Genomic DNA, 25,426 nt, shown 5'->3' with positions numbered 1-25,426 from the left:
GAGATTTTTATTGTGCGAGTCCTTCTGCTGTGCCAAGGTGCGACAAATCGTCTATTTCGGAGTATCGCATCATGCAAGGCGATCAAGGGGTCCTGGACCGTTTGAACAAGCTGCTCACCGGTGAACTGAGCGCGGCCGACCAGTATCTGTCCCATGCCCGCAGCATGGAGGACATGGGCCTCAAGGCGCTGAGCGAGCGCATCTCGCACGAGCGGGTGGAAGAGCTGGAGCACGCCGACAAGCTGATCCGCCGCATCCTGTTCCTGGAAGGCACGCCCGACGTCGCCAGCCGCGACCCGATTCACATCGGCAAGACCGTGCCGGAGATGATGCGCAACGACCTGACCCTCGAATATGAGGTGGTGGCCGCGCTCAAGGAGGCAATCGCCTATTGCGAGCAGGTGAAGGATTACGACACCCGCCGCATCCTGCTGGAACTGCTGGTCGACACCGAGGAAGACCATGCCCACTGGCTGGAACAGCAGCTTGGCCTGATCGACATGCTCGGCCTGCAGAATTACCTGCAGTCGGCCATGGGCGGCTTCCCCACCTGAGCGGAGGACGGATCATGAAGGGCAACAGCGACGTTATCGTCCAGCTTCAGATCGTCCTGAAGGACCAGCTGACGCAGATCAACCAGTATTTCCTGCACGCCCGCATGCTGAAGAACTGGGGCGTCAAGGCCCTGGGCAAGTGGGAGTATCACGCCTCCATCGAAGTGATGAAGAGCGCGGACGAGATCATCGAACGCATCCTGTTCATCGAGGCGATCCCCAACCTCCAGGACCTCGGCAAGCTGCACATCGGCGAGGATGTGCCGGAGATCCTGTCCAGCGACCTCGCCGCCGAGCGCGAGGCCCGCGACCGCATCGCCCACGCCATCTCCGTGTGCGAGGAGAAGGCCGACTACGTGTCGCGCGACGAGCTGTCCGAACTGCTGGAAGAGTCGGAAGAGCGCATTGACTATCTGGAAACCCAGCTGAGCCTGATCGACGACATCGGTCTGCCCAACTACATCCAGTCGGCGATGGGCGAGTTCAAGGACTGAGGTTGAGCGGGGGCTGACTCTGCGAGGAGCGCCCCCTCAAACCCGCCCACTCAAGCCCGCTGCAAAATCTCTTCCGCCAGCGCCTGCATTTCGGCTGCCGCCTGGGTCTTGCGTGCGGCCTCCGTCACCGAAAGCCCGGTCATCAGCGTGCCGGCATAGGCGGTGCGGTTGCCAACCTGCGCCGTCGCCAGTTCCACCGCCGGCGGCGCGACCAGTTCATGCACCTTGCCGACCAGTTCGTCGGCGATGCGGGCGCGCGGCGGCACCCGGTTCAGCACCAGCAGCAGCCGGCGCCTCTCCTGCGCCGCCAGATCGATGGTCGGATGCACCGCCCACAGATCCATCGGGCTCGGCTGCACCGGCGCCACCACCAGCGTGGCGGCGCGGACGGCGATGCGCGCTTCGGTCTGGGCATGGGGCGGGCTGTCGATCACCACGATGTCGTGGGAGCGGGCCAGCTTCTCCACCTCGGCCTGGGTGCGCCAGCCGGTGATCTGCACATGGGTGAAGCCGGGCTGACCGCCGGTGGCCTCCGACCGCACGGCATGCCAGCGGGTCAGGCTGCCCTGCGGGTCGATGTCGACGGTCGCGACCTTGTAGCCGAGCTGCGCCCAGGCGATGGCGAGATGGGCCGCCAGCGTGGTCTTGCCGGCGCCGCCTTTCTGCTGCGCCACGGTGAAGACCTTGCCCGTCATGCCCGCACCCATCATGTTGTGTTGGTTGATTGCGCACTCCCCTCATAACCTTGGGCATGGCACCGGTGCAACCGCGCGAATTGACACCGGTGCTGCACGGGCTAGAAAGACGCCGTGACCGACCATTCCGCACCCGATACCGGTGAGAAGCGCCCGGCGCTGATCCCGGCCACCCCGACCGGCATCGCCCGAGCGGCCGAACTGCTGCGCGCCGGCCGTCTGGTCGCCTTCCCGACCGAGACGGTCTATGGGCTGGGCGCCGACGCCACCGACGACCGCGCCGTCGCCGCGATCTTCGCCGCCAAGGGCCGGCCGCAGTTCAACCCGCTGATCGTCCATGTCCCCGATCTGGTCGCCGCCCATTCCTGGGGCCTGTTCGACGACCGTGCCCACGATCTGGCGACGCAGTTCTGGCCCGGCCCGCTGACCATGGTCGTGCCGCGCCCGGCCAACTCCGCCCTGTCGCTGCTGGTCAGCGCCGGGCTGGACAGCATCGCCATCCGCGTGCCCAACCATCCGGTGGCGCAGGCGATCCTGCGCGCCGCCGGCAAGCCGATCGCCGCCCCCAGCGCCAACCGCTCCGGCGCCGTCAGCCCGACCACGCCGCATCATGTGCTGGAAAGCCTGGGCGACCGGGTCGACGCCATCGTAACCGGCGGCAAATGCATGGTCGGGCTGGAGTCCACCGTCATCGATCTGACCGGTCCCGACGCGGCGCTTCTGCGCCCCGGCGCCGTTCTGCCCGACGAGATGGAGCGGCTGATCGGCCCGGTCCGCCTGTCGGCCGGCGATCCGACCGCGCCGAAATCGCCCGGCCAGCTGGAAAGCCACTACGCCCCCAACGCCGCGGTGCGCCTGAACGCGTCGTCGGCGGAAGAGGACGAAGCCTTCCTGACCTTCGGCCCCGACCGCTTCGTCTTCGGCGGCACCACGCGGCTGAACCTGAGTTTGGAGGGCGACCTCAACGAGGCCGCGGCCAACCTGTTCTCCCACCTGCGCAGCCTGGACCAGAGCGGCGCCCGCCGCATCGCGGTGATGCCGATCCCCGATGTGGGGTTGGGTCTGGCGATCAACGACCGCCTGCGCCGGGCGGCGGCGCCGCGGGGATAAGGGCGCTGCCGGCCTCTGCCCTGATCCAGCGGAGAAAGGCGGCCACCGCCGGCTTTTCCTCCGCCCCGCCAGGATAGACGAGGTGATAGGCGAGGCCGTTCGACAGGCGCTGGTCGAACAGGACGACAAGCCGCCCCGCTGCGAGATCGTCGGCGGCAAAACGGTCCCGGACCAGCGCTACCCCCAATCCGGCCTTGGCAGCCTCCATCACCCCGTTGCCATCGGCGAAAACCGGCCCGCGATCCGCGCCCGTATCCGGCACGCCGGCGGCCCGGAACCAGAGCGCCCAATCCCCGCGGTGCTCGTCATGCAGAAGCCGGTGAGCCACTGGCCCTTCTGCCGGATCGGCTGCCAGATCGGCCGGATGCCGAACCGGCGGTGCGGTGCGCAGATAGTCAGGACTGCACACCGGAACCAGCTCGTCGTCGATCAATCGCTCGGCACATAGGCCTTCGTAAGCGCCCAGCCCGTGACGCACGGCGACGTCGACGCGGTCCTGCGCGAAATCGACGAGCCGGTTGGTGACCCCGATCCGTACATCGATCCCGGGCGCCGCCTCCTCGAACCGCGGCAGACGCGGAACCAGCCATTGAACGGCGAAGGCCGGGGTGCAGGACAGCGTCAGTTCCGGCCTGCGGCGCCCTGCCGTGAGTTCGGCGGTCGCGTCCCGCATCAGGCGGAAAGCGGTCCGGATGGCCGCATGATAGGCCGCCCCCTCGGCGGTCAAGGCGAGGCTGCGCGGCCTGCGTTCGAACAGCCGCAAGCCAAGCACCGTTTCCAATTCCTTGACCTGGAGGCTGACCGCGCCGGGTGTGACATTCAACTCCCGCGCGGCAACAGTCATGCTGAGGTGACGCGCGGTCGCTTCGAAGGCGCGCAGGCCCGCAAGCGGCGGCAGGGAAAGCATCATGATTTAAGAAATCTCAACTGAATTTGGAAAAAGGCTCGTTTGCACAATACCGGAATTGGACGTTAATTTTAGCTCAGCTTGATTGAGCAGGGAAGGCCGCCCAATGGCGGGACGCGCGGGTCAAGCCCGAAATCATGGCACGGGCGCCTGAAACATCCGTTTCGACGGCGATGGCAATTCCACCGCAAGAAACGGATCGCGACTGGCCGGCACCGCCGTGCAGGATGCCGGAACCCGGTATGTCCAGCCCCGGACACGGATATGGACGAACACTCATAAGCCATCAATGGAGGCTGCCCGATGACCGCACCGAGCCACAAGCCGATGGACCTGACCGACTGGGGCCTCCTGGTCGCGCTTTCGATCCTGTGGGGCGGTTCCTTTTTCTTCGTCGGCATCGCCGTACGGGAATTGCCGCCGCTCACCATCGTCGCCATGCGGGTCGCGCTGGCGGCCCTGGCACTCGGCGGGCTGTTGCGGATCCTGGGACTGCCGATGCCGCGGGACCGCCGGACATGGGCCGCCTTCTTCGCCATGGGGGTATTGAACAACCTCGTTCCCTTCTGCCTGATCGTCTGGGGACAGACGCAGATCTCCAGCGGCGTCGCCTCGGTCCTCAACGCCACCACCCCGCTGTTCGGCGTCCTGGTTGCGCATGTCCTGACCCGAGATGAGAAGATGACCGGCAACCGGCTGGCCGGGGTGCTCGTCGGCTTCGCCGGCGTGGCGGTCATGATCGGCCCGACGGCACTGGCCGGGCTGGGAAACGGGTTGCTGCCGCAGCTTGCGGTGCTGGGTGCCGCCCTGTCCTACTCCTTCGCCGGCATCTTCGGTCGCCGGTTCAAGGGCATGGGAGTGTCGCCGCTGGTTACCGCGACGGGGCAGGTCACCGCCTCCACCCTGATGCTGGTGCCGGTGGCCCTGCTGGTTGATCGTCCCTGGACCCTGCCAATGCCCAGTACGGCCGCCTGGGGTGCCGTCGTCGGCATCGCCCTGCTGTCCACCGCCCTGGCCTACGTCATCTTCTTTCGCGTCCTGGCTTCCGCCGGGGCGACCAACCTGATGCTCGTCACGTTCCTGATCCCGGTCAGCGCCATCCTGCTGGGCGGCCTGTTTCTCGGCGAGCGGCTGGCGGTGCGGCATGGGATCGGCATGGCGCTGATCGCCGGCGGCCTTGCCGCCATCGATGGAAGGCTGTTCGCACGGCTGGGGCAACGCAGATCCGCATCGGCCGCCAAAGGATAGAAAATGGTCGGCGAAGACGTTAGAAGGGAACGATTGCAAGCCCCTCAACCTGCCCTGGACGCCTTGCCATGACCGTCGCCGCCGCCCTCGACCAGATCCGCGCCATCGTCGGCCCGTCCGGCATCCTCACCGACGCCGCCGACATGGCCCCCTACCTTGCGGAGTGGCGCGGGCGTTTCAAGGGCAACAGCCCGGCGGTGGTCCGCCCGGCCAACACCGCCGAGGTGGCGGCGGTCGTGAAGATCTGCGCCGAGGCCGGCATTCCCATCGTGCCGCAGGGTGGCAACACCAGCCTCGTCGGCGGCTCCATCCCGTATGAGGACGGGCGCGAGATCGTTCTCAGCCTGTCGCGCCTGAACCGCATCCGCGACATCGACACGCTGAACTACACCATGACTGTCGAGGCCGGCGTGGTGCTGACCGCCATCCAGGAGGCCGCGGCCGACGCCGACCGCCTGTTCCCGCTGAGCCTGGGGGCGGAGGGCACGGCGCAGATCGGCGGCCTGATCTCCACCAACGCCGGCGGCATCAACGTCCTGCGCTACGGCAACACCCGCGACCTCGTGCTGGGGCTGGAGGTGGTGCTGGCCGACGGCCGCGTCTGGGACGGCATGCGCCGCCTGCGCAAGAACAACACCGGCTATGACCTGAAGAACCTGTTCATCGGCGCCGAAGGCACGCTGGGCATCGTCACCGCCGCGGTGCTGAAGCTGTTCCCGCGCCCGCGCCAGTCGATCACCGCCTTCGTCGCAGTGCCGAGCCCGGCCGCCGCCATCGAGCTGCTGGCCCGCCTGCGCGCCGCCTCCGGCGACGCCGTCTCGGCCTTCGAGCTGATGTCGCGCCGCTGCCTGGATTTCGCGCTGAAGCATGTTGCCGGCACCATCGACCCGCTGTCGGAGCCGTCGCCCTGGTATGTCCTGACCGAGCTGACCGCCGGCACCAAGTCCGACGCCTTCCAGGAGACGGTGGAGACCGCGCTGGGCGAGGCGTTCGAGGCCGAACTGGCGACCGACGCCACGCTGGCCCAGTCCGACGCCCAGGCCAAGCAGCTGTGGTTCATCCGCGAGGCCATCGTCGAGGCGCAGAAGTTCGAGGGCGGCTCGATCAAGAACGACGTGTCGATCCCGGTGTCCCGCGTCGCCGAGTTCATCGACCTGGCGGAAGCGGCGGTGGCCGAGGCATGCCCCGGCATCCGCCCGACCCCCTTCGGCCATGTCGGCGACGGCAACATCCACTTCAACCTCAGCCAGCCCGAGGGTGCCGACACCAAGGCCTATCTCGACCGCTGGGACGAGATCTGCCATGTGGTGAACGAGGTGATCTTCAAGCTCGACGGCTCGATCTCCGCCGAGCATGGCGTCGGCCGCTTCAAGAAGGACGAGATGCCGGCCATCAAGGGCCCGGTCGAGTTCGACATGCTGCGCGCCATCAAGGCGACGCTCGACCCCAACGGTCTGCTGAACCCTGGCAAGATGCTGCCCTGAGCACCCCCTCACCGGCCCTCTCATCGGCCTCCAGTGTCATAATATTGCGGGGGACAGGCTTGCGACGACAGACGTAGCGCAATGCTTGTCCCCGGCACGACACAAGGCTATGGTGCGGCCTCCGTTTCTTCTGCGCCTGTCGTACCGCGAGAGAGAGTTTTTCCGATGTCCAAGCCGCGCACTCTGTTCGACAAGATCTGGGACAGCCACGTCGTGCATCGCCAGGACGACGGCACCTGCATCCTCTATATCGACCGCCATCTGGTCCATGAAGTGACCAGCCCGCAGGCGTTCGAAGGACTGCGTGTTGCCGGCCGCCAGGTGCGGCGTCCGGAAGCCACTCTCGCCGTGCCCGATCACAACGTCCCCACCACCGACCGCTCCAAGGGTATCACCGAGGAGGAGAGCCGGATCCAGGTGGAGACGCTGGACAAGAACGCCCGCGACTTCGGCGTGCGCTATTTCCCGATGGACGACGTCCGCCAGGGCATCGTCCACATCGTCGGTCCGGAACAGGGCTTCACCCTGCCCGGCGCCACCATCGTCTGCGGCGACAGCCACACCGCCACCCATGGTGCCTTCGGCGCCCTGGCCTTCGGCATCGGCACGTCGGAGGTGGAGCATGTGCTGGCCACCCAGACCCTGCTGCAGAAGCCGGCCAAGAACATGCTGATCCGCGTGGACGGCAAGGTGAATCCCGGCGTCACCGCCAAGGACATCGTGCTGGCCATCATCGGCAAGATCGGCACCGCCGGCGGTACCGGCTACGTCATCGAGTTCGCGGGCGAAGCCATCCGCGACCTGTCGATGGAAGGCCGCATGACCGTCTGCAACATGGCCATCGAAGGCGGCGCCCGCGCCGGCCTGATCGCCCCGGACGAGAAGACCTTCGAGTATGTGCAGGGCCGCTCCCTGGCGCCGAAGGCCGGCGCCTTCGAGCAGGCCGTTCAGTACTGGAAGACGCTGCCGTCGGACGAGGGCGCGGTCTATGACGCCACCGTCGTGCTGAACGCCGCCGACATCGCGCCGCAGGTTACCTGGGGCACCAGCCCGGAAGACGTGCTGCCGATCACCGCGACCGTCCCGAACCCGGCCGACATCGCCGACGAGGGCAAGCGCGCCGCCGTCGAGCGCTCGCTCGCCTACATGGGCCTGACCCCCGGCCAGCCGCTGTCGAGCGTCAAGGTCGACACCGTGTTCATCGGCTCCTGCACCAACGGCCGCATCGAAGACCTGCGCGCCGCCGCCGACCTCGCCAAGGGCCGCAAGGTCGCCGAGGGCGTCCGCGCCCTGGTGGTCCCCGGTTCGGGTCTGGTCAAGGAGCAGGCCGAGGAAGAGGGTCTGGACAAGATCTTCACCGAGGCCGGCTTCGAGTGGCGCGAGCCGGGCTGCTCCATGTGCTTGGCGATGAACGCCGACCGTCTGGCCCCGGGCGAGCGCAGCGCCTCGACCTCGAACCGCAACTTCGAAGGCCGTCAGGGCCGCGGCGGCCGCACCCACCTCGTCAGCCCGGCGATGGCCGTGGCGGCGGCGGTGACCGGCCACCTGACGGACGTCCGCACGCTGTAAGGGCTCTTCGCCCCCTCTGTCCGACTGCGGAGGGAGGGGGCGCCCACGCCAAAGCTTTCTCGCTAGTCCCCCCTGCCCCTTGCCTGTCCCATCAGTCCCTGCGGCCGATAGATCAGGAAAAGCGTCAGCAGCCCGAACGCCACGATGTCCTTGTAGGCGAGCGCGAAATAGGCTGACCAGAAGGTCTCGACCAGCCCCAGTAGGGCGCCGCCGAGCATCGCCCCCGGCACCGAGCCGATGCCGCCGACCACCGCCGCGGCCAGCGCCTTGAAGCCGATCAGGTAACCGGTAAAGAAGTTCACCCCGCCGTAATAGAGCGCGATCACCGCCCCCGCCGCCGCGGCCAGTCCGCCGCCGATGGCGAAGGTCGCCGCTACCGTGCGGTTGACGTCCACCCCCACCAGTTCCGCCGCCGCGATGTCGTCGGTGCAGGCGCGATGCGCCCGGCCGAAGGCGGTGCGCTGCATGATTCCCCAAAGCGCGGCATAAAGCCCGCCGGTCAGCACCAGGATCGCCAACTGCGCGGCCAGCGCGGTGACGGTGAAGGCGCCGTCGCTCAGCAGGTCGTAGCGTCCGGTCAGCACCGGCGCCGGCCACCAGTCGCGCGCGCCATGCAGCAGCCGCACCCCCTCCTGATAGGCAATGGACAGCCCGACCGCGACGATCAGCGGCGTGTGGCTGCGCACCCCGCGCAGTCGGCGGAAGACCAGCCGGTCCATCGTCCAGCCCTGCACCGCGGTGAAGCCGATCACCAGCACCAGCACGCCCAGCAGCGCCGGCGGCCATGTCGCCCAGCCGGCCATGCCGAGCCCGGCCGCCGCCATCGCCGTCACCATGGCGCCGACCATCGTCAACTCCCCCATCGCCAGATTGATCTGGCCGAGGATGGCGTAGACCAGCGTGTAGCCCAGCGCGAGCAGCCCATAGACGCAGGCGACCGTGGCGGCATTGATGATTTGTTGGGCCAGGAACAGGGCGGGCGTCCAGCGCGTCGGCGGCGGCCTTTCAGTCTCGACGACCCCGCCGATGGCGTCGCGCGGCGGCTTGATGCGCAGCCATTGCTGGAGCATGGCGAAGCGCATCTCGGTCAGCCAGCCGCTGCGATCGGTCGCCACCGCCACCAGGGTGCGCCGCCCCTCCTCCATCGACGTGCCGGCGAAACGGCAGGCGATCCAGTGGGACTGGCTGCCGCTGCGGTAATCGACGCGCAGCACCCGCTTGTCCTCAGTGTAGCTGCGGGTGGACAGGTCGGTGACGCGGCCGGGTTCGAAGGCCGGGATCAGTTTCCGGCACAGCACATCCTGGTCGGCATCGACGCCGCACCCGGTGAGCATCAGCAGGACGAGGCACAACAGCGGCAGGATGCGGAGCACGGAACCGCCCGGTCAGGTGGGACGGTTCAGCCTACCGACAATTTGGAAGGGTGGGAAGCGCCGGCAATCCGCCCCCCCCCGTCCCTTCACTCCACCATGTAATCGCGCACCAGCAGCTCGGCGATCTGCACGGCATTCAGCGCGGCGCCCTTGCGCAGGTTGTCGGCGACGCACCAGAAGGACAGGCCGTTCTCCACCGTGATGTCGTCGCGGATGCGGCTGACGAAGACCGGGTTTTCGCCGGCGATCTCCACCGGGGTGACATAGCCGTCGCCGGTCTGCAGGTCGATCACCGAGATGCCGGGGGCGGCGCGCAGGACGAGGCGGGCCTCCTCGGCGCTGATCGGTTCCTCCGTCTCGATGTTGATCGACAGGGCATGGCCGATGAAGGTCGGCACGCGGACGCAGGTTGCAGCGACCTTGATCTTCGGATCGAGGATCTTCTTGGTCTCCACCGTCATCTTCCACTCTTCCCTGGTGGAGCCGTCCTCCATGAAGCTGTCGATGTGGGGGATGACGTTGAAGGCGATCTGTTTGGGGAAGACGCTCTTGGCGACCGGATCGTTGACGAAGATGGCGCGGGTCTGGGTGAACAACTCGTCCATCGCCTCCTTGCCGGCGCCCGACACCGACTGGTAGGTCGACACCACGACGCGGCGGATCTTGAAACGGTCGTGCAGGGGCTTTAGCGCCACCGCCATCTGGATGGTGGCACCGTTGGGGTTGGCGATGATGCCGCGCTTGCGATAGCCGACCAGCGTCTCCGGGTTCACCTCCGGCACCACCAGCGGCACGTCGGGATCCATGCGGAACTGCGAGGTGTTGTCGATCACCATCGCCCCGGCGGCGGCCGCCCGCGGCACATGGATGGCCGACACCTTGGCGCCGGGCGACGACAGCACGATGTCCACGCCATGGAAGTCGAACTTGTTGAGATCCTGGACCTTGAGGATCTCGTCCTCGCCATAGGACACCTCCTGGCCGATCGACTTCTCGGAGGCGAGCGCGATGACCTTGTCGGCCGGGAACTTCCGCTCGGCCAGCGTTTGCAGGATCTCGCGCCCGACATTGCCGGTGGCGCCGATGACCGCGACGGTATAGCCCATGACGGGGGTTTCCTTCTGCCGAATATCCGCGAAAACAAGAATGGTGCCGGAGGGCGTTAGGAGCTAGGCACTTTCCCTGCGAATTGCAACCCGTCCCACATCAAACCTGCCTTCCAGCCGGGTTGACATGCGATGGAAGGCGGCGGGAAGATTCCGTCCCTCAACAGTGCCCGAACGGGCCTCCAGGGAGACTTCACGGATGACCAGCTTCAAGCGCGGCCTCATTGCGCAGACAGTTCTTGGTGCCGCCGCTCTCGCCCTCGCCGGTTTCGCCGCCCCCGCCCTTGCCGACACGCCGAAGGACGCGCTGGTGATGGCGTGGCAGTTCGACGACATCGTCAGCCTCGACCCCGGCGAGATCTTCGAGCTGTCGGGTGCGGAATACAGCGCCCAGGTCTATGACCGGCTGATCCATTTCGACGTCAACGACGTCAGCAAGATCGAAGGCGAGGCCGCCGAAAGCTGGACCGTGTCGCCCGACGGCAAGACCTTCACCTTCAAGATCCGTGATGGCATCGCCTTCCATTCCGGCAACCCGATGACGGCCGAGGATGTGGCGTGGTCCTTCTCCCGCGCGGTGAAGATGAACAAGGGTCCGGCCTTCATCCTGACCCAGTTCGGCCTGACGCCCGAGAATGTCGACCAGATGGTGCGCGCCACCGACCCGAAGACGCTGGTCTTCACCACCGACAAGGTCTATGCGCCGACCTTCGTGCTCTATTGCCTGACCGCAGACGTGGCCTCCATCGTCGATTCCAAGCTGGTGAAGGGCAAGGAGAAGGACGGCGATTTCGGCGCCGGCTGGCTGAAGACCAACTCCGCCGGCTCCGGCCCCTTCATCCTGAAGCAGTGGAAGGCGAGCGAGCTGCTGACCTTCGACGCCAACCCGAAATACTGGCGCGGCGCCCCGAAGCTGAAGCGCGTGCTGATCCGCCACATCCCGGAACCGGCGACCCAGCGCCTGCTGCTGGAGAAGGGCGACGTCGATGTCGCGCGCAACCTGAAGCCGGAGCAGTTCGAACCGCTGAAGTCGAGCGACGCCATCCGTCTGGTCCAGGCGCCGAAGGGCACGCTGTGGTATCTCAGCCTGAACCAGAAGAACGCCACCCTGGCAAAGCCCGAGGTGCGCGAGGCCTTCAAGTATCTGGTCGACTATGACGGCATGGCGGGCACGATCATGAACGGCATCGGCGCCGTCCATCAGGCCTTCCTGCCCAAGGGCTTCCTGGGGGCCGTCAACGACAACCCCTACAAGTACGACCCGGCCAAGGCGAAGGAGCTGCTGACGAAGGCCGGCTATCCCGACGGCTTCACCGTCAGCATGGACGTCCGCAACACCAATCCGACCCAGGACATGGCCCAGGCGATCCAGGCCAGCGCCGCCAAGGCCGGCATCAAGATCGAGATCATCCCCGGCGACGGCAAGCAGGTGCTGACCAAGTACCGCGCCCGCAACCACGAACTGATGATCCAGCAGTGGGGTGCGGACTATCAGGACCCGAACTCCAACGCCGACACCTTCGCCTCCAACCCGGACAACGGCGACAACGCCAAGTCCAAGCCGCTGGCCTGGCGCAACGCCTGGGACATTCCGGAACTGACCAGGAAGACCGCCGCCGCTATCGAGGAGCGCGACGGCGCCAAGCGCGCCCAGATGTACGAGGAGCTTCAGCGCTCGGTCCTCGCCGACTCGCCCTTCGTCATCATGTTCCAGCAGACCGAGATGGTCGCCGAGCGCAAGAGCGTCAACGGCCTCGTCTGGGGCCCGAGCTTCGACACCAACTACTACTGGAAGGCCGAGAAGAAGTAAGGATGCAGGGGGCTCACCGCCCCCTCTTTCTTGGGTCCATGGGCTCACCCCCAGGCGCGCACATCCTCGACCACCACGGCGAGGCTGTCGGACAGGCCGGTCAGCACGCCGCGCTGGATGTCGGCCGCCGGCACCACGCCGCCCTTGCCGTCCGGCAGATCGCGGGTGGCAGTGGCCGACGCCACGACCGTCACCCGCCAGCCATGGTCCACCGCCGACCGCGCCGTGCTGCTCACGCAGTTGTGGGTCATGAAGCCGGCGACGATCATCTCCGTCCGCCCGCTGTCGCGCGCCACAGTCTGCAAGTCGGTCCCGGCGAAGGCATTGGCGAGCTTCTTGACGATCACCGGTTCCCCGTCGCGCGGGGCGACGGCCGGGACGATCTGCGCCAGCGGCCCGGTGGGGTCGAACACCGGGGCGCCCGCCGCGGTGTGATGGACGATGTGGATCACCGGCACGCGGTTGGCACGGGCCAGCGCCAGCAGTTCCGCGGCCCGCTCCACCGCGGCATCGACGCCCGACAGCCGCAGGGCGCCGTCGGTGTATTCGCGCTGAAAGTCGATCAGCACCAGCACCGCCTTGTCCAGGGGGGCGGGGGTGGCCGGCGCACCAACGATCTGGCGCAGGGTCCGGGCAGGAAGAGTCGTCATCGCGAGAGGCTCCGTGGTCGCTGAAAATCGATGACGGCGATGCTGCCCCGTTCACCGATGCTCAGCCATCCGCTATGCTTGCACGATGGCTGTCCAAAAATTCACAGGCCCGCTCGATTGGGACGATTTGCGGGTGTTCCTGGAACTGGCCCGCGCCGGCAGCCTGTCGGCGGCGGCCCGCAGCCTGCGGCTGAGCCACGCCACGGTCGGGCGCCGGCTGGCCGCGCTGGAGGCAACGCTCGGCCGCAGCCTGATGGAGCGCCGGCCCGACGGCTATGTCCTCACCGGGGACGGTGAAGGCGTCCGCGCCCTGGCCGAGGCGATGGACGAACGGGCACAGGCGATCAGACGCCGCGAAGGCGACGCGGCCGGGCTGACCGGCACCGTGCGGCTGACCATGACCCAGGCGCTGGCCGACATCTTCCTGATCCCCCGGCTGGGACCGCTGCGGACAGCCAACCCTGGCCTGGACCTGGAGATCATCGTCGACAACCGCACCCTCAGCCTCGCTCGGCGAGAGGCCGATCTGGCGATCCGGCTGGCCCGGCCGCAGCGCGGCGATCTGGTCGGGCGGCGGCTGGCGACGCTGGGCTATGGGCTGTATGCGGCACCGGACGCGTCCGACACCCTGATCGCCTACGACGAGTCGATGGCGGAATTGCCGGAGGCTTTGTGGCTGGACCGTCATGGCGGCGGCCGGCGTGTCGCCTTCCGCTCCAACAGCGTGCAGGGGCAGCTTGCAGCGGCGGTCGCCGGCTTTGGCACCGCCTTCCTGCCCTGCATGCTGGCGGACGGCGTGCCGGGACTGGTGCGGCAGCCGTTGTCCGGTCCGCCGCCCTGCTCGCCATTAACCCGCGAGGTCTGGCTGCTGGTTCACCGCGACCGCCGCGACGTACCGCGGGTACGCACGGTGATCGAGCATCTGGTGGCCGTCTTTACCGCGGAGCGGGAACGGCTGGAAGGCGGTTGACGATGCCCCGCCACCTCCACCACCCTCGAGCTGTCGCCACAAAAGGCCTGTCCGCCATGTCGTTCCGCTCCCTGTGTCTGGTGGGCCTCGCCATCGTCGCGGCAGTCCCCGCCCACGCGCAGTCCCGGCCCAATGACGAAACCTTCACCAACACGGTTGTCGCAGCCGGGAAAAGCGTCACCCGCACGCAATGCGCCGAGTTTGAGGCGCTGGAAACCGCCAGCTGGGTGGAGGTCGACGGTCGCGGCGAATGCCTGCGCTATTACGCGGCCGGCCTGAAACCCGGCTCAAATCCGATCGTCGCGGCCTGGATGCATGGCGACGTGATGGGTTCCAGGCCGCAGCAGATCGGGCATCAGGAGGGGTTGAGCGTCGCCGGCATGATCGAACAGGAACGGGTCTTGTCGGCACGCTTCGGCGTGCCCTTCATTTTCCTGGCCCGTCCGGGAGCTTATGGCAGTTCCGGCAAATTCTGGACCATGCGCCATACCCCGCGCGAGGCGGCGCTGATGAACGCCCATCTCGATCTGCTCAAGAAGCGCTATGGCATCGGGCAATGGTCGCTCGGTGGAAGCAGTGCCGGAGGCACGCTGACGGCCGAATTCCTGGCCCGCCGCACCGACCTGAAATGCGCCGTCATCTCGTCCGGTGCCTCCGCTTACGAAGCCTACCTCCAGGCGCATGGCGTCAAGACCCGCTTGGCAAAGCCGGAGACTTGGTTCGATCCCTACCGCTCGCTCGACCTGATTCCCAACGATCCGGCGCGCCGGATCTTGGTCATCGGAGATCCGCGGGAAACGAATGTGCTGTTCCGTACCCAACGACTGTATTTCGACGGCTTGGCGGCACGGGGGCACAAGGCCTGGTTGGTCCCGCTCGAACGGGCCCGGCCGCCCCGCTACCACGGTCTGGTCGATTTCGGCGAAACCGCCACCGGCCTCTGCGCCCAGGGCGTCGAAACGGACAGTCTGTTGAAGACGCTCCAATTCATGCCCGAACAGCCGGAGCGGATCAGCAATTGACCCAATTCAGTAACGCGCCGCCATGAAGTAGAGCCCGTCCGGTGGGCAGGTCGGCCCGGCCTTGGCCCGGTCGCGGGCATCCAGCGCACGGCGGACGTCGTCCACCGTCCATTTGCCGGCACCGACCAGTTCCAGCGTGCCGACCATGTTGCGGACCTGATGGTGCAGGAACGAGCGGGCGGCGGCATGAACGCGAATCTCTTCGCCCTGCCGCTCCACGGCCAGCCGGTCCAACGTCTTCACCGGCGACTTGGCCTGACACAGCGCGGCGCGGAAGCTGGAGAAGTCATGCTGGCCGACCAGCACCTGCGCCGCTTCATGCATCGCCTCGGCGTTCAGCGGACGGGTGACGTGCCAGGCACGGCCGGAGTCCAGCGCCAGCGGCGCCCGGCGGTTGACGATGCGGTAGACATAGGCACGGCCGGTCGAGGTCAGGCGGGCGTGGAACTCCTCCGTCACCGCCTCCACCTCCAGCACCGCGATGGGCGCCGGCTTCAGGTGGAAGTTCAGGGCGTCGCGCAGCTTCAGGCCGGTGAAGGGCTTTTCCAGGTCGAAATGGCAGACCTGACCCAACGCATGCACCCCAGCGTCGGTACGGCCGGAGCCATGGACCCGCACCACCTCGCCCGACAGGCGGTGCACCGCCTCCTCCAGGCTCTGCTGGACCGAGGGGCCGTTGTCCTGGCGCTGCCAGCCGACGAAGGGGCGGCCGTCATACTCAACGGTCAGTTTCCAGCGCTGCACGATGGTCAATCCGCCACGGGTTCGGCGGCTTCGGGAGCGGAGACCGGCTGCCCGACCGCCAGCGCGAAGCCGCGCAGGAAAGCCGCACCATCGACCGGCGCCTTGCCCGGCCGCTGCACCCTGGTCAGCCGAACGGCCCCGCCGGCGCAGGCGACCGTCAGCCGGTCGTCCAGCAACGTGCCGGGTGTGCCGGTTCCGGATACGGGTTCGGCGGCCAGAACCTTGATCCGCTCACCGTTGGCAGCGTCGAACCAGCAGCCGGGCCAAGGGGTCAGAGCGCGGACCTGCCGCTCGACATAGGCGGCGGGCCGGTTCCAGTCGAGACGGCCATCCTCGCGCGTCAGCTTGGCGGCGTAGGTAACGCCGTCTTCCGGCTGCGGCACGGCGGCCAGCGTGCCGGCGGCCAGCCCGTCCAGCGCCGGGGCGATCATGCGGGCGCCGAGTGCAGCCAGCTCGTCATGCAGACTGCTGGCGGTGGTGGCGGGGGTGATCGCCACCGCTTGCCGAGACAGCATGGCGCCGGTGTCGAGCCCGATGTCCATCTGCATGATGGTGATCCCGGTCTCGGCATCGCCGGCCAGGATGGAGCGCTGGATCGGCGCCGCCCCGCGCCAGCGCGGCAGCAGCGAGCCATGGACGTTGACGCAACCCAGCCGCGGCGCGTCGAGAACCGGCTGCGGCAGGATCAGGCCATAGGCGGCGACCACGGCGGCATCGGCCTTGAGATCGGCGAACTCGGCCTGGGCCTCGGCAGTGCGCAGGCTCTTGGGCGTGCGCACGGGGATGCCGTGCTCATCGGCGAAGCGGTGGACGGGCGATTTCTGCACCTGCTGGCCGCGGCCGGCCGGGCGCGGCGGCTGGCTGTAGACGCAGACGACCTGATGCCCCGCCTCGATCAGCGCGGCAAGACTGGGCACGGCGAAATCCGGCGTACCCATGAAAACGAGTCGGAGCGGGGTCATTGGATTTTTATCGCCGATCTGCTGCGCGGCTGGTCAGGCCGTGGCCTTCTGCATCTTCTGGACCTTCTTCAGCAGGATGTTCCGCTTCAGCATCGACAGGTAGTCGACGAACAGAACACCGTTCAGATGGTCGATCTCGTGCTGGATGCAGGTGGCGAGCATCCCGTCGGCCTCGATCTCCTGCGGCTGGTTCTTTTCATCCAGGTAGCGGACGCGGATGCGCACGGGCCGGGTGACGTCGGCATATTGTTCCGGCACCGACAGGCAGCCCTCCTCGCACACCGCCTTCTCGTCCGACGACCAGACGATTTCCGGGTTGGCGAGGCGGATGGGGTTCGGCGGCTCGCCCTTCTCATGGACGTCGACGACGATGACGCGGTCGAGCACACCGACCTGCGGAGCGGCCAGACCGATGCCGGCGGCGTCGTACATGGTCTCCACCATGTCGTCCATCAGCTTGACGACGCGCGCATCCACTTCGGCGACGGGTTGCGCCTTGCGCTTCAGGATCGGATGCGGGGCGACGAGGATCGGAAGACGGGCCATGGGTGCTCGATGCTGGTAAGGGAAAGTTCAAACGGACAAAGTAGGCGGACCGAGCGTTTCGGTCAAGGAATCGGACCTATGCGAACGATGCAGAACCGCCCGCCGTGCGGGGTTGCGCCCGGCGCCGGTTGGGCGTAGTCGATGCCGATCATGCCGGATGCCACCACCGCCCCCTCCCCGCCGCCGCGCTGGACTCAGGACGCCGCCCTGGCGCTGGTGTTCCTGACCCGCCTGCCCCTTCCCCCCATCGGCCCGCTGAATGGCCTGCTCAGCGGCCCCTTGGCCGAGGGCGCATCGGCGCGGGCGATGGGCTGGTTTCCGCCGGTCGGCGCGCTGATCGGGCTGGCCGGCGCGGCGGTGTACGCCGCCGCCGCCGCCCTGCACCTGCCGCCGCTGGCCGGTGCGCTGCTGGCCCTGGCGGTGACCGTCCGGCTGACCGGTGGGCTGCACGAGGACGGGGCGGCCGACGTGGCCGACGGCTTCGGCGGCGGGCGCGACCTGGCGCGCAAGCTGGAGATCATGCGCGACAGCCGGGTCGGCAGCTATGGCGTGCTGGCGCTGGTCTTCTCGGTCGGCATCCGCGCCGCCGCCCTGGCCGCCCTGCCGGTGCCGGCGGCGGTCGCGGCGATGGCGGCGAGCGGCGCCCTGTCGCGCTGCGGGCTAGCGGCGATGGCCCGCGTTTTGCCGGCGGCCCGGCGCGACGGGCTGGCGGCGGCGCAGGGCCGGCCGGCGATGGCGACGGTGCTGCTGGCGCTCCTCTTCGGCATCGCAATCGCCGCCGTGGCGCTCGGCGGACTTGTCCTTCCCGCGCTTGCGGCGGCTCTCCTGGCGGTGGCCGCGGTGGCGGCGCTTGCCCGGCGGCAGATCGGCGGTCACACCGGCGACGTTTTCGGCGCGGCGCAGCAGGCGGCGGAGGCCGCGGTGCTGCTGTCCCTGTCGGCCCTCATTGGACCAGCGGCCATCGGAGCAGCGGCATGACCGCCTTGAGCCTCACCCCCCTGACCGTCACCCGCTGGTGGCTGATCCGCCATGCGCCGGTCCGCAATCCGGACAACGTCATCTGCGGGTCGAGCGACCGCGAGGCCGACACCGGCAACCGCGCCGCGGCAGATGCCCTCGCAGCCGGCCTGCCCACCGACGCCCTGTGGCTGACCAGCCCGCTGCGCCGCAGCCGCCAGACCGCCCAGGCCCTGTGGAGCCGCAACCCCCGCTTTGCCGGCACCGCCGTGGTGGAGCCGGCGCTGGCCGAGCAGGATTTCGGCGACTGGGAGGGCATCAGCCACGACACAGCGGCCCGGCGCGATGCCGAGGCGGCGGCGCGCTTCTGGCGCGACCCGGCCCGCCATGCCCCACCGGGCGGCGAGAGCTTTGCCACGGTGATGGACCGCACTGCGGGCGCCCTGCAGCGGCTGACCGACCTCCATGCCGGACGCGATCTGGTTGCGGTGATCCATGCCGGCACCATCCGCGGCGCACTGGCACTGGCGCTCGATCTGACGCCGGAGGCGGCGCTGCGCCTGCGGATCGACCCCTGGTCGCTGACCCGGATCGACCACCACCACGCCGGGACGGGATCCTGGTCTGTCGGGGGAGTGAATCAGCAGGCCGGAACTTTCTGACCGCGGCGGGCGTTCCCCAGTCTCAGTTGGGCTACCGAACGAGAGGCAGACCATGGTCCATAGCACCACCGCCGGCCACGGCCACAGCCCCGACCAGGGCGATGTCAAGAAGCTCTGGGAGATGATGAAGGGCGTCCAGGTCGCGATGATGACCACGCTGGACGACAACGGCCGGATGAACTCCCGTCCGATGGCGACGCTGTCCCATGCCGGGTTCGAGGACGGCACCCTGTGGTTCTTCACCCGCGCCCATTCCGAGAAGGTGGACGAGATCGACCGCCACTGGCGCGTCAACCTCGCCTATGCCAACCCCGACAAGCAGGATTACGTGTCCGCCTCCGGCGTCGCCGAGGTCGTGCGCGACCGCGACAAGATCCGCTTCCTGTGGCGCGACATCATGACCACGTGGTTCCCCCAGGGTCCGGACGATCCCGAGGTGGCGCTGCTGAAGGTGTCGGTCGATCAGGCGGAATATTGGGACAGCCCGTCGAGCACAATGGTCTACGCCTATGGCTATGTGAAGGCGAAGCTGACCGGCCAGTCGCCGGACCCGGGCGACCACGCCAAGATCGCGTTCCAGTAATCGCGTTTTGGTGAAAGCCGGCTGTAGATGCCGGCCTGACACGAAAAAGCCCTCCCTGCCGACCGCGAGGCCAGCAGGGAGGGCTTTTTCATTCAAGGCTTAAGAAGCGCGGGGGGCGCTGCTTACCAGCTCTTCGCACGGGCTGCCGGCTTGCCGTTGCCGTGGGCTTCACGACGGGCATGGCCATGGTCCGGGCGGGCGTCGCCGCGGTGGTTGTCGTTGCGGGCATAGTCCGGACGCGGGCCGCGCGGGGCGTGCGGGCCCTTGGACTCGCCGTTGCGGTGCCACGGCTTGCCGGCGCCGCCACCCGGACGGCCGTTGCGACCGGCCGGACGGCCGGCGCCGCCGGTGGTGAAGGGACGCGTCGGCTCCAGGCCGGGCACCACATGCACCTCGAGCGTCGCCTTCGTGTAGCGCTCGATGCGGACCAGCGTCTCGCGGTCGGCACGGGCGGCGAAGGAGATCGCAACGCCCGAGGCGCCGGCGCGGCCGGTGCGGCCGATGCGGTGGACATAGTCCTCCGCCGAACGCGGCAGGTCGAAGTTAATGACGTGGGTGATGTCGCGCACGTCGATGCCGCGGGCGGCGACGTCGGTGGCGACCAGCAGGCGGACCTGACCGGTGCGCAGGCGCTGGAGCGTGCGGTTGCGCTTGGTCTGGTCCATGTCGCCGTGCAGGGCGGCGGCGGCATGGCCGGCGGCGCTCAGCTCCTCGGCCAGCGTGTCGGCATCACGCTTGGTGGCGGCGAAGATGATCGCCTTGCCGACCTCTTCCTGGGCGGCGAAATGCTGCAGCAGGCGGCGCTTGTGGTCGAGATCGTCGGCATGGTGCAGACGCTGCTCGACGTTGATCGCGGTCGCCTGGCTCTCGACGGCCACGCGCTCCGGGTTGCGCAGCAGGTTGCCGGCCAGCTGCGCCATGCGGCGGTCCAGCGTGGCGGTGAACAGCATGGTCTGGCGCGTCGGCGGGCAGCACTTGGCGATGGTCTCGACATCGTCGAGGAAGCCCATGTCCAGCATGCGGTCGGCCTCGTCGAGGATCAGCACCTCGACCTCGTCCAGCGCGATGCGGCGGCGGGCGACATGGTCCAGCAGGCGGCCCGGGGTGCAGACGAGAACGTCGACCGGACGCGACAGCAGGCGCAGCTGCTCGCGGTAGGGCATGCCGCCGACCACGTCCACGATGTTCAGCTTCATGAACTTCGCGTATTTGCGGGCGGCGTCGGTGACCTGCTTGGCCAGCTCGCGGGTCGGGGCCAGAACCAGCACACGCGGGGTGGCGGCGCCGTTCAGCGGCAGCTCGGCGGTGCGGGTCAGCGCCGGCAGCATGAAGGCGGCGGTCTTGCCGGTGCCGGTCTCGGCGGTGGCGAGGATGTCACGGCCCTGGAGTGCCGGCGGAATGGCGGCGAGCTGGACCGGGGTCGGGGTGGTGTATTCGAACGCCTCGAGGGCCTTCAGGACGAGCGGGTGCAGGCCGAGTTCGGAAAACGTCAAGTCGTAACAACCTTCTCAAAGCAACACGGCACGGCCCCGCGCGCCCCGATGGCGGGCGTGGGACATACCGGCGGACTCGCCGGGAGGAGGTCGATAGAGGGAGAGGCGTCTATCCGATGCAGCGGCCAAAGCGTCCCTAGAACACCGGGACGTTTGCCCCCAAGAGGGCTGCCGTTGCGCAATCACAGCGCGTCTCGCTCAAGAGACGCGCGAGCCTCCAGCGAACAAGACGCCCTACATAGGCTATTGCGCCGCACAAAACAAGGCTGATCGCAGAATGAGCCCCGCGTGCCTCACTTGACGACCATGCGTTCGATGTAGATGTCGCGAAACAGGCCGGTGCCCGCCTCGCGGTTCACGGCATCCTTGATGCGCGCCTTCAGTATGTCGGCGGAGCCGGGGCCGGTCAGGGTTTCGCTGTCGATCCGGCCGATGGTCTGGAACAGCCGGTCGGCGATGCGGTCCTGATAGCGCAGGATGCGGTCGGGCTCGATCTTCGGCGCAAGCACCAGTGAGACCTGCATCTCCACCGCCCGAACGCTGCCCAGCGGCACCTCGATGGCAGGCAGCCGCGCCAATTGCGGCTTCGGCCCCATCCGCGCCTCGATCCGCCGCTGGTCCAGGATGCGGTCCAGCGCGATGCCGCCGGCATAGGCCAGCCCGGCCAGCGTGAACAGGGCGATCAGGACGACGATCAGCAGACGGGCGGGGTTTCCCGGCTCCGGCTGGGCGTCTTGGTGCGGCGCCAGCTCGTCCCGCAACGGGTCGGGCGGCGGGGTCGAGAACAGGTTTCCGTGCAGCGTGCGGTGCGTGGCCATGGTCGGCCTCCTGCGGGCCGGGCGGGAGCAGTGTGGAGCGTAGCGCGTCGGGTGTTAAGATTCGGTGGAGGGACGCACCCTGTCTCACCGCACGCAGTCGGCAAGCCCGTCCCGCCGCACCACCGCCATCCGCCGCTCGATCACCCCGGCGCGGCGGGTGACATAGGCGCTGGGCCGGGTGGGCGACCAGTTGCGCGGGCTGGGCAGCACCACCGCCAGCAGCGCGGCCTCGCGCCGGGTCAGGGCCGCGGCCGATTTGTTGAAATGGTGCCGCGCCGCCGCCTCGGCGCCATAGACGCCGTCGTCCCACTCCACGATGTTCAGATAGACCTCCAGGATGCGGCGCTTGCTCCACAGGCTTTCGATCAGCAGGGTGAACCACGCCTCCGCCCCCTTGCGGGTCCAGCTGCGGTCGGGCCAGAGGAAGGCGTTCTTGGCGGTCTGCTGGCTGATCGTGCTGCCGCCGCGCAGCCGCCGGCCCTCCTCGTTCTCCTCGAAAGCGCCCTCGATAGCCGCCCAGTCGAAGCCGCCATGACCGCAGAAGCCGGTGTCCTCTGAGGCGATCACCGCCTCGACCAGCGCGGGGGAGATGCGCTCCAGCGGTTCCCAGTCGCGCGACAGGCCGGAACCGCCCAGCGCCCGGATCAGCATCAGCGGCGTCGCCGGCGGCGGCACGACCCGGTAGAGCGCCGCCCACAGGATGGTGAAGGCCATCAGCCCCGCGATCCCGATCAGCGCCCAGCGCAGCAGTTTCCGCATACAGCTCCGTCTCCGCTCGGCTCCCCTGGACCTCCCTCAATGGGGGTGAGGCGGCGTTCCGTCAACATGCGGCGCTCGCTTTGCGGCACGCCACCGCCATATAGTGCCGCCGATGGACCTGACCGCCGACCCCACCCCGATCAACAGTCTCGACAACGCGCCCGCCATGGTGGCCGGCGCGCGCCGTGTCGTGTCGCTGACCCTCGACGGCGAGGTCGAGGAGCTGTCGCTGGCTGCCGCCGCGGCGAAGGTGCGCCGCCAGCCGCCTCTGGTCTGCCATGCCCGCGCCTTCGCCCGCCGGCTGGGGATCGACGCCTTCCCGGCCTTCGACGTGCTGGAGCTGTTCGCCTTCGTCCACCCTGCCCGTTTCTGCGTCCCCACCCCGCGCGGCATCGCCGAGGCGCTCGACCTGCCCACGCCTGAGGGTCACGAGGCTGAGGCGCTGGCTCTCCAGCGCGCCGTGCGCCGGCTGCTGGGCGATCTGGGTGCTGCCGGACGGGAGGAGTCCTCCGACCCCGTCGCCTTCGCCTGGGAGATGGGGCGCGCCGGCTGGCCCTGGACGTCGGCGGTGCTGGCCGCGCTCGGCAAGCCGGACGGGCCGGAGAAGGGTGCGGCCCGCTCGGGCCTGCGCGTCTGGACCCGGATCAAGGAGTGGGAGGAGGGCGCACCGCCGCCGCCGCCTGCCCAGAACCCGGTCGATCCGGACGAGGCGCGTCGCCGCCTCGCCGCCATGCTGTCGGCCAATGTGCTGGGCAGGATCGCGGAACCGCGGCCGCAGCAGGCCGACTATTCCAGCGCGGTGTCGGCCGCCTTCGCCCCGCGCCAGCTGCCCGACACGCCGAATGTCGTGCTGGCGGAGGCCGGGACCGGCGTCGGCAAGACGCTGGGCTATCTGGCCCCGGCCACGGTGTGGGCGGAGAAGAATGGCGGGACGGTGTGGATCTCCACCTACACCCGCAATCTCCAGCACCAGATCGACGCCGAGCTGGACCGGCTCTATGCCGACCCGGCGACCAAGGCGCGCAAGGTGGTGCTGCGCAAGGGGCGCGAGAACTACCTATGCCTGCTGAATCTGGAGGAGGCGGTGCGCGCCATGCCGTTTCAGCCGCACAACGCCGTCGGCGTCGGGCTGATGGCGCGCTGGGCGGCGGCGACGCGCGACGGCGACATGACCGGCGGCGACTTCCCCGGCTGGCTGGTCGACATCGCCGGGCGCGGGCCGACCATGGGGCTGGCCGACCGCCGCGGCGAGTGCATCTATTCCGCCTGCGACCACTATGCCCGCTGCTACATCGAGAAGAGCGTGCGCCGCGCCCGCCGCGCCGACATCGTCATCGCCAACCACGCCCTGGTGATGGTGCAGGCGGCTCTCGGTGGCGGCGAGGAGCCGACGCTGCCCAGCCGCTATGTCTTCGACGAGGGGCACCATGTCTTCGACGCCGCCGACAGCGCCTTCGCCGGCCATCTGACCTGCCGCGAGACTCAGGAGCTGCGCCGCTGGCTGCTGGGCGCCGAGGAGACCGGACGCAGCCGCGCCCGCGGCCTGAAGCGCCGGCTGGAGGACATCGTCGCCGGCGATGAGGAGGCTCTGCGCCATCTCGACGACATCCTGATCGGCGCCCGCGTCCTGCCGGCCGACGGCTGGTCGGCGCGTCTGGCCGCCGACAACCCGCAGGGACCGACCGAGCGCTTCCTGCTGTTCGCCCGCCAGCAGGTCTATGCCCGCACCGCCGGCCAGGGCGGCCCCTACAGCCTGGAGGCCGACAAGGCCTATCCGGTGGACGGCCTGCTGGAGGCCGCGGCGGAGCTGGAGCAGTCCCTGGTCCGCCTGTCCGAACCGGTGGAGGCGCTGGCCCGCCGGCTGGCCCAGCGGCTGGAGGATGAGAGCGCCGAACTCGACTCCGACCAGCGCCGCCGCATCGACGCGCTGTCACGCAGTTTGCACCGCCGCGGGACCCTGACGGTCGAGGGGTGGCGTGCCATGCTGCGCACCCTGCCGACCGAGACGCCGTCGCATTTCGTCGACTGGTTCGCGGTGGAGCGGATCGACGGCCGCGACATCGATGTCGGGCTGTACCGCCACTGGGTCGATCCGACGGTGCCTTTCGCCGAGGCGCTGGCCGGTCCCGCCCATGGGCTGGTGGTGACCTCTGCCACGCTGACCGACGGCACCGGCGACATCGGCCAGGACTGGCGCGCGGCGGAGGACCGCTGCGGCGCCAGCCACCTGCCGGCCCCGGCGATCCGCGCCCAGGTCCCCTCCCCCTTCGATTACCCGAACCGCACCCGCGTCTTCGTCGTCAACGACGTGCGCAAGGACGATCTGGGACAGGTCTCGGCGGCCTACAAATCGCTGTTCCTGGCGGCGGGCGGCGGCGGGCTCGGCCTGTTCACCGCGATCAGCCGGCTGCGCGCCGTGCGCGACCGCATCGCCGAGCCGCTGGATCAGGCGAACATCCCGCTCTATGCCCAGCATGTCGATCCGCTGGATGTCTCGACCCTGATCGACATCTTCCGCAACGAGGAGCACGCCTGCCTGCTCGGCACCGACGCGGTGCGCGACGGGGTGGACGTGCCGGGGCGCAGCTTGCGCCTGATCGTCTTCGACCGCGTGCCCTGGCCGCGTCCCGACATCCTGCACCGCGCGCGGCGCGAGGCCTTTGGCCGCCGCCGCTACGAGGACATGATCACGCGGCTGCGCCTGAAGCAGGCCTTCGGCCGGCTGGTCCGCCGGGCCGACGACACCGGCATCTTCGTCCTGCTCGACCCGATGATGCCGAGCCGGCTGGCCGGCGCCTTCCCCGACGGCGTGGAGATGCGGCGGGTCGGGTTGAAGCAGGCGGTCGAGGAGACGGCGGAGTTCCTGCGGGGGTGGTGAGGGGCAGTCTACCCCTCGCCATTTCCCGTTCT

24 protein-coding genes are annotated in these 25,426 nt (G+C 68.7%); 13 read left to right on the top strand and 11 right to left on the bottom strand.

Annotation, left to right across the window (positions count from 1 at the left end; genetic code table 11):
- Positions 1 to 71 precede the first annotated feature (71 nt).
- The gene (gene bfr / locus TSH64_RS13465) at positions 72 to 554 is read left to right on the top strand and encodes a bacterioferritin (protein WP_109445571.1); all 483 of its coding nucleotides are present in this window, start codon (positions 72 to 74) and stop codon (positions 552 to 554) included.
- Positions 555 to 568: 14 nt separating this feature from the next.
- Entirely contained in the window at positions 569 to 1,048 is a 480-nt protein-coding gene (gene bfr / locus TSH64_RS13460; protein ID WP_109047945.1) for a bacterioferritin, read from the top strand.
- Between the two features lie 50 nt (positions 1,049 to 1,098).
- Here bfr (TSH64_RS13460) and parA read toward each other — a convergent pair whose 3' ends face one another.
- A complete protein-coding gene (gene parA / locus TSH64_RS13455) occupies positions 1,099 to 1,743 on the bottom strand; it encodes a ParA family partition ATPase (RefSeq protein ID WP_109445569.1) in 645 nt (214 codons plus the stop codon).
- 114 nt (positions 1,744 to 1,857) lie between these two features.
- On the opposite strand from parA, the gene TSH64_RS13450 reads away from it, so the two are divergent.
- The gene (locus TSH64_RS13450; RefSeq protein ID WP_109445567.1) at positions 1,858 to 2,853 is read left to right on the top strand and encodes an L-threonylcarbamoyladenylate synthase; all 996 of its coding nucleotides are present in this window, start codon (positions 1,858 to 1,860) and stop codon (positions 2,851 to 2,853) included.
- On the opposite strand, the gene gcvA is transcribed toward TSH64_RS13450, so the two are convergent.
- The gene (gene gcvA / locus TSH64_RS13445; RefSeq protein ID WP_109445565.1) at positions 2,813 to 3,763 is read right to left on the bottom strand and encodes a transcriptional regulator GcvA; all 951 of its coding nucleotides are present in this window, start codon (positions 3,761 to 3,763) and stop codon (positions 2,813 to 2,815) included. The two genes, TSH64_RS13450 and gcvA, sit on opposite strands and share 41 nt — an antisense overlap.
- Before the next feature lie 300 nt (positions 3,764 to 4,063).
- On the opposite strand from gcvA, the gene TSH64_RS13440 reads away from it, so the two are divergent.
- The 3 genes from TSH64_RS13440 to leuC all read left to right on the top strand — a co-directional run bounded on the left by TSH64_RS13440 (position 4,064) and on the right by leuC (position 8,061).
- Positions 4,064 to 5,008, top strand: a complete 945-nt coding sequence (locus TSH64_RS13440; protein ID WP_199237554.1) for a DMT family transporter — start codon at positions 4,064 to 4,066, stop codon at positions 5,006 to 5,008.
- A 68-nt stretch (positions 5,009 to 5,076) separates the two neighbouring features.
- Entirely contained in the window at positions 5,077 to 6,492 is a 1,416-nt protein-coding gene (locus tag TSH64_RS13435) for an FAD-binding oxidoreductase (protein ID WP_109445563.1), read from the top strand.
- A gap of 165 nt (positions 6,493 to 6,657) precedes the next feature.
- Positions 6,658 to 8,061, top strand: a complete 1,404-nt coding sequence (gene leuC / locus TSH64_RS13430) for a 3-isopropylmalate dehydratase large subunit (RefSeq protein ID WP_109445561.1) — start codon at positions 6,658 to 6,660, stop codon at positions 8,059 to 8,061.
- A 62-nt stretch (positions 8,062 to 8,123) separates the two neighbouring features.
- Here the strand turns inward: leuC and TSH64_RS13425 are convergent, their stop codons facing one another.
- Complete coding sequence (locus TSH64_RS13425; protein WP_109445559.1) at positions 8,124 to 9,434, bottom strand: branched-chain amino acid ABC transporter permease; 1,311 nt, start codon at positions 9,432 to 9,434, stop codon at positions 8,124 to 8,126.
- An 86-nt stretch (positions 9,435 to 9,520) separates the two neighbouring features.
- The gene (locus TSH64_RS13420) at positions 9,521 to 10,540 is read right to left on the bottom strand and encodes an aspartate-semialdehyde dehydrogenase (RefSeq protein WP_109445557.1); all 1,020 of its coding nucleotides are present in this window, start codon (positions 10,538 to 10,540) and stop codon (positions 9,521 to 9,523) included.
- 199 nt (positions 10,541 to 10,739) lie between these two features.
- On the opposite strand from TSH64_RS13420, the gene TSH64_RS13415 reads away from it, so the two are divergent.
- The gene (locus tag TSH64_RS13415) at positions 10,740 to 12,350 is read left to right on the top strand and encodes an ABC transporter substrate-binding protein (protein ID WP_109445555.1); all 1,611 of its coding nucleotides are present in this window, start codon (positions 10,740 to 10,742) and stop codon (positions 12,348 to 12,350) included.
- Positions 12,351 to 12,394: 44 nt separating this feature from the next.
- Here TSH64_RS13415 and TSH64_RS13410 read toward each other — a convergent pair whose 3' ends face one another.
- Positions 12,395 to 13,000 carry a cysteine hydrolase family protein gene (locus tag TSH64_RS13410; RefSeq protein ID WP_109445553.1) on the bottom strand — a complete coding sequence of 202 codons (606 nt, stop codon included), beginning with the start codon at positions 12,998 to 13,000 and terminating at the stop codon, positions 12,395 to 12,397.
- 85 nt (positions 13,001 to 13,085) lie between these two features.
- Here TSH64_RS13410 and TSH64_RS13405 point away from each other — a divergent pair, with 85 nt between their 5' ends.
- Both TSH64_RS13405 and TSH64_RS13400 read left to right on the top strand, forming a co-directional pair.
- Complete coding sequence (locus tag TSH64_RS13405) at positions 13,086 to 13,970, top strand: LysR family transcriptional regulator (protein ID WP_109445551.1); 885 nt, start codon at positions 13,086 to 13,088, stop codon at positions 13,968 to 13,970.
- A 2-nt stretch (positions 13,971 to 13,972) separates the two neighbouring features.
- Complete coding sequence (locus tag TSH64_RS13400) at positions 13,973 to 14,992, top strand: alpha/beta hydrolase (RefSeq protein WP_247873370.1); 1,020 nt, start codon at positions 13,973 to 13,975, stop codon at positions 14,990 to 14,992.
- 6 nt (positions 14,993 to 14,998) lie between these two features.
- Here the strand turns inward: TSH64_RS13400 and truA are convergent, their stop codons facing one another.
- The 3 genes from truA to def are packed head-to-tail and all read right to left on the bottom strand — an operon-like array spanning position 14,999 to position 17,244.
- The gene (gene truA / locus TSH64_RS13395) at positions 14,999 to 15,736 is read right to left on the bottom strand and encodes a tRNA pseudouridine(38-40) synthase TruA (protein ID WP_109452613.1); all 738 of its coding nucleotides are present in this window, start codon (positions 15,734 to 15,736) and stop codon (positions 14,999 to 15,001) included.
- 5 nt (positions 15,737 to 15,741) lie between these two features.
- On the bottom strand, positions 15,742 to 16,698 hold the full coding sequence (gene fmt, locus TSH64_RS13390; protein WP_109445547.1) for a methionyl-tRNA formyltransferase: 957 nt from the start codon (positions 16,696 to 16,698) through the stop codon (positions 15,742 to 15,744).
- Positions 16,699 to 16,731: 33 nt separating this feature from the next.
- Positions 16,732 to 17,244, bottom strand: a complete 513-nt coding sequence (def, locus tag TSH64_RS13385; RefSeq protein WP_109445545.1) for a peptide deformylase — start codon at positions 17,242 to 17,244, stop codon at positions 16,732 to 16,734.
- A gap of 141 nt (positions 17,245 to 17,385) precedes the next feature.
- Here def and cobS point away from each other — a divergent pair, with 141 nt between their 5' ends.
- Genes cobS through TSH64_RS13370 form a run of 3 tightly spaced genes read left to right on the top strand, consistent with a single transcriptional unit; the run spans position 17,386 to position 19,446 of the window.
- Complete coding sequence (gene cobS, locus TSH64_RS13380; protein WP_109445543.1) at positions 17,386 to 18,222, top strand: adenosylcobinamide-GDP ribazoletransferase; 837 nt, start codon at positions 17,386 to 17,388, stop codon at positions 18,220 to 18,222.
- Complete coding sequence (locus TSH64_RS13375; protein ID WP_109445541.1) at positions 18,219 to 18,863, top strand: histidine phosphatase family protein; 645 nt, start codon at positions 18,219 to 18,221, stop codon at positions 18,861 to 18,863. The genes cobS and TSH64_RS13375 overlap by 4 nt, the downstream gene beginning before the upstream one ends.
- A 52-nt stretch (positions 18,864 to 18,915) precedes the next feature.
- Complete coding sequence (locus tag TSH64_RS13370) at positions 18,916 to 19,446, top strand: pyridoxamine 5'-phosphate oxidase family protein (RefSeq protein WP_109047958.1); 531 nt, start codon at positions 18,916 to 18,918, stop codon at positions 19,444 to 19,446.
- A 122-nt stretch (positions 19,447 to 19,568) separates the two neighbouring features.
- Here TSH64_RS13370 and TSH64_RS13365 read toward each other — a convergent pair whose 3' ends face one another.
- The 3 genes from TSH64_RS13365 to mtgA form a co-directional block, all read right to left on the bottom strand.
- Positions 19,569 to 20,939, bottom strand: a complete 1,371-nt coding sequence (locus TSH64_RS13365; RefSeq protein ID WP_109445539.1) for a DEAD/DEAH box helicase — start codon at positions 20,937 to 20,939, stop codon at positions 19,569 to 19,571.
- Between the two features lie 293 nt (positions 20,940 to 21,232).
- On the bottom strand, positions 21,233 to 21,757 hold the full coding sequence (locus tag TSH64_RS13360; protein ID WP_109445537.1) for a flagellar basal body-associated FliL family protein: 525 nt from the start codon (positions 21,755 to 21,757) through the stop codon (positions 21,233 to 21,235).
- An 84-nt stretch (positions 21,758 to 21,841) separates the two neighbouring features.
- Entirely contained in the window at positions 21,842 to 22,516 is a 675-nt protein-coding gene (gene mtgA, locus TSH64_RS13355) for a monofunctional biosynthetic peptidoglycan transglycosylase (protein ID WP_109445535.1), read from the bottom strand.
- Between the two features lie 112 nt (positions 22,517 to 22,628).
- Between mtgA and TSH64_RS13350 the strand changes: the two genes are divergently transcribed.
- Entirely contained in the window at positions 22,629 to 25,394 is a 2,766-nt protein-coding gene (locus TSH64_RS13350) for an ATP-dependent DNA helicase (RefSeq protein WP_109445533.1), read from the top strand.
- Positions 25,395 to 25,426 lie beyond the last annotated feature (32 nt).

It is taken from the genome of Azospirillum sp. TSH64, assembly GCF_003116035.1.
Lineage (GTDB): Bacteria > Pseudomonadota > Alphaproteobacteria > Azospirillales > Azospirillaceae > Azospirillum.
The sequence above is the reverse complement of the archived record's forward strand: the minus strand, read 5'-3'. Positions and strand labels throughout refer to the sequence as shown.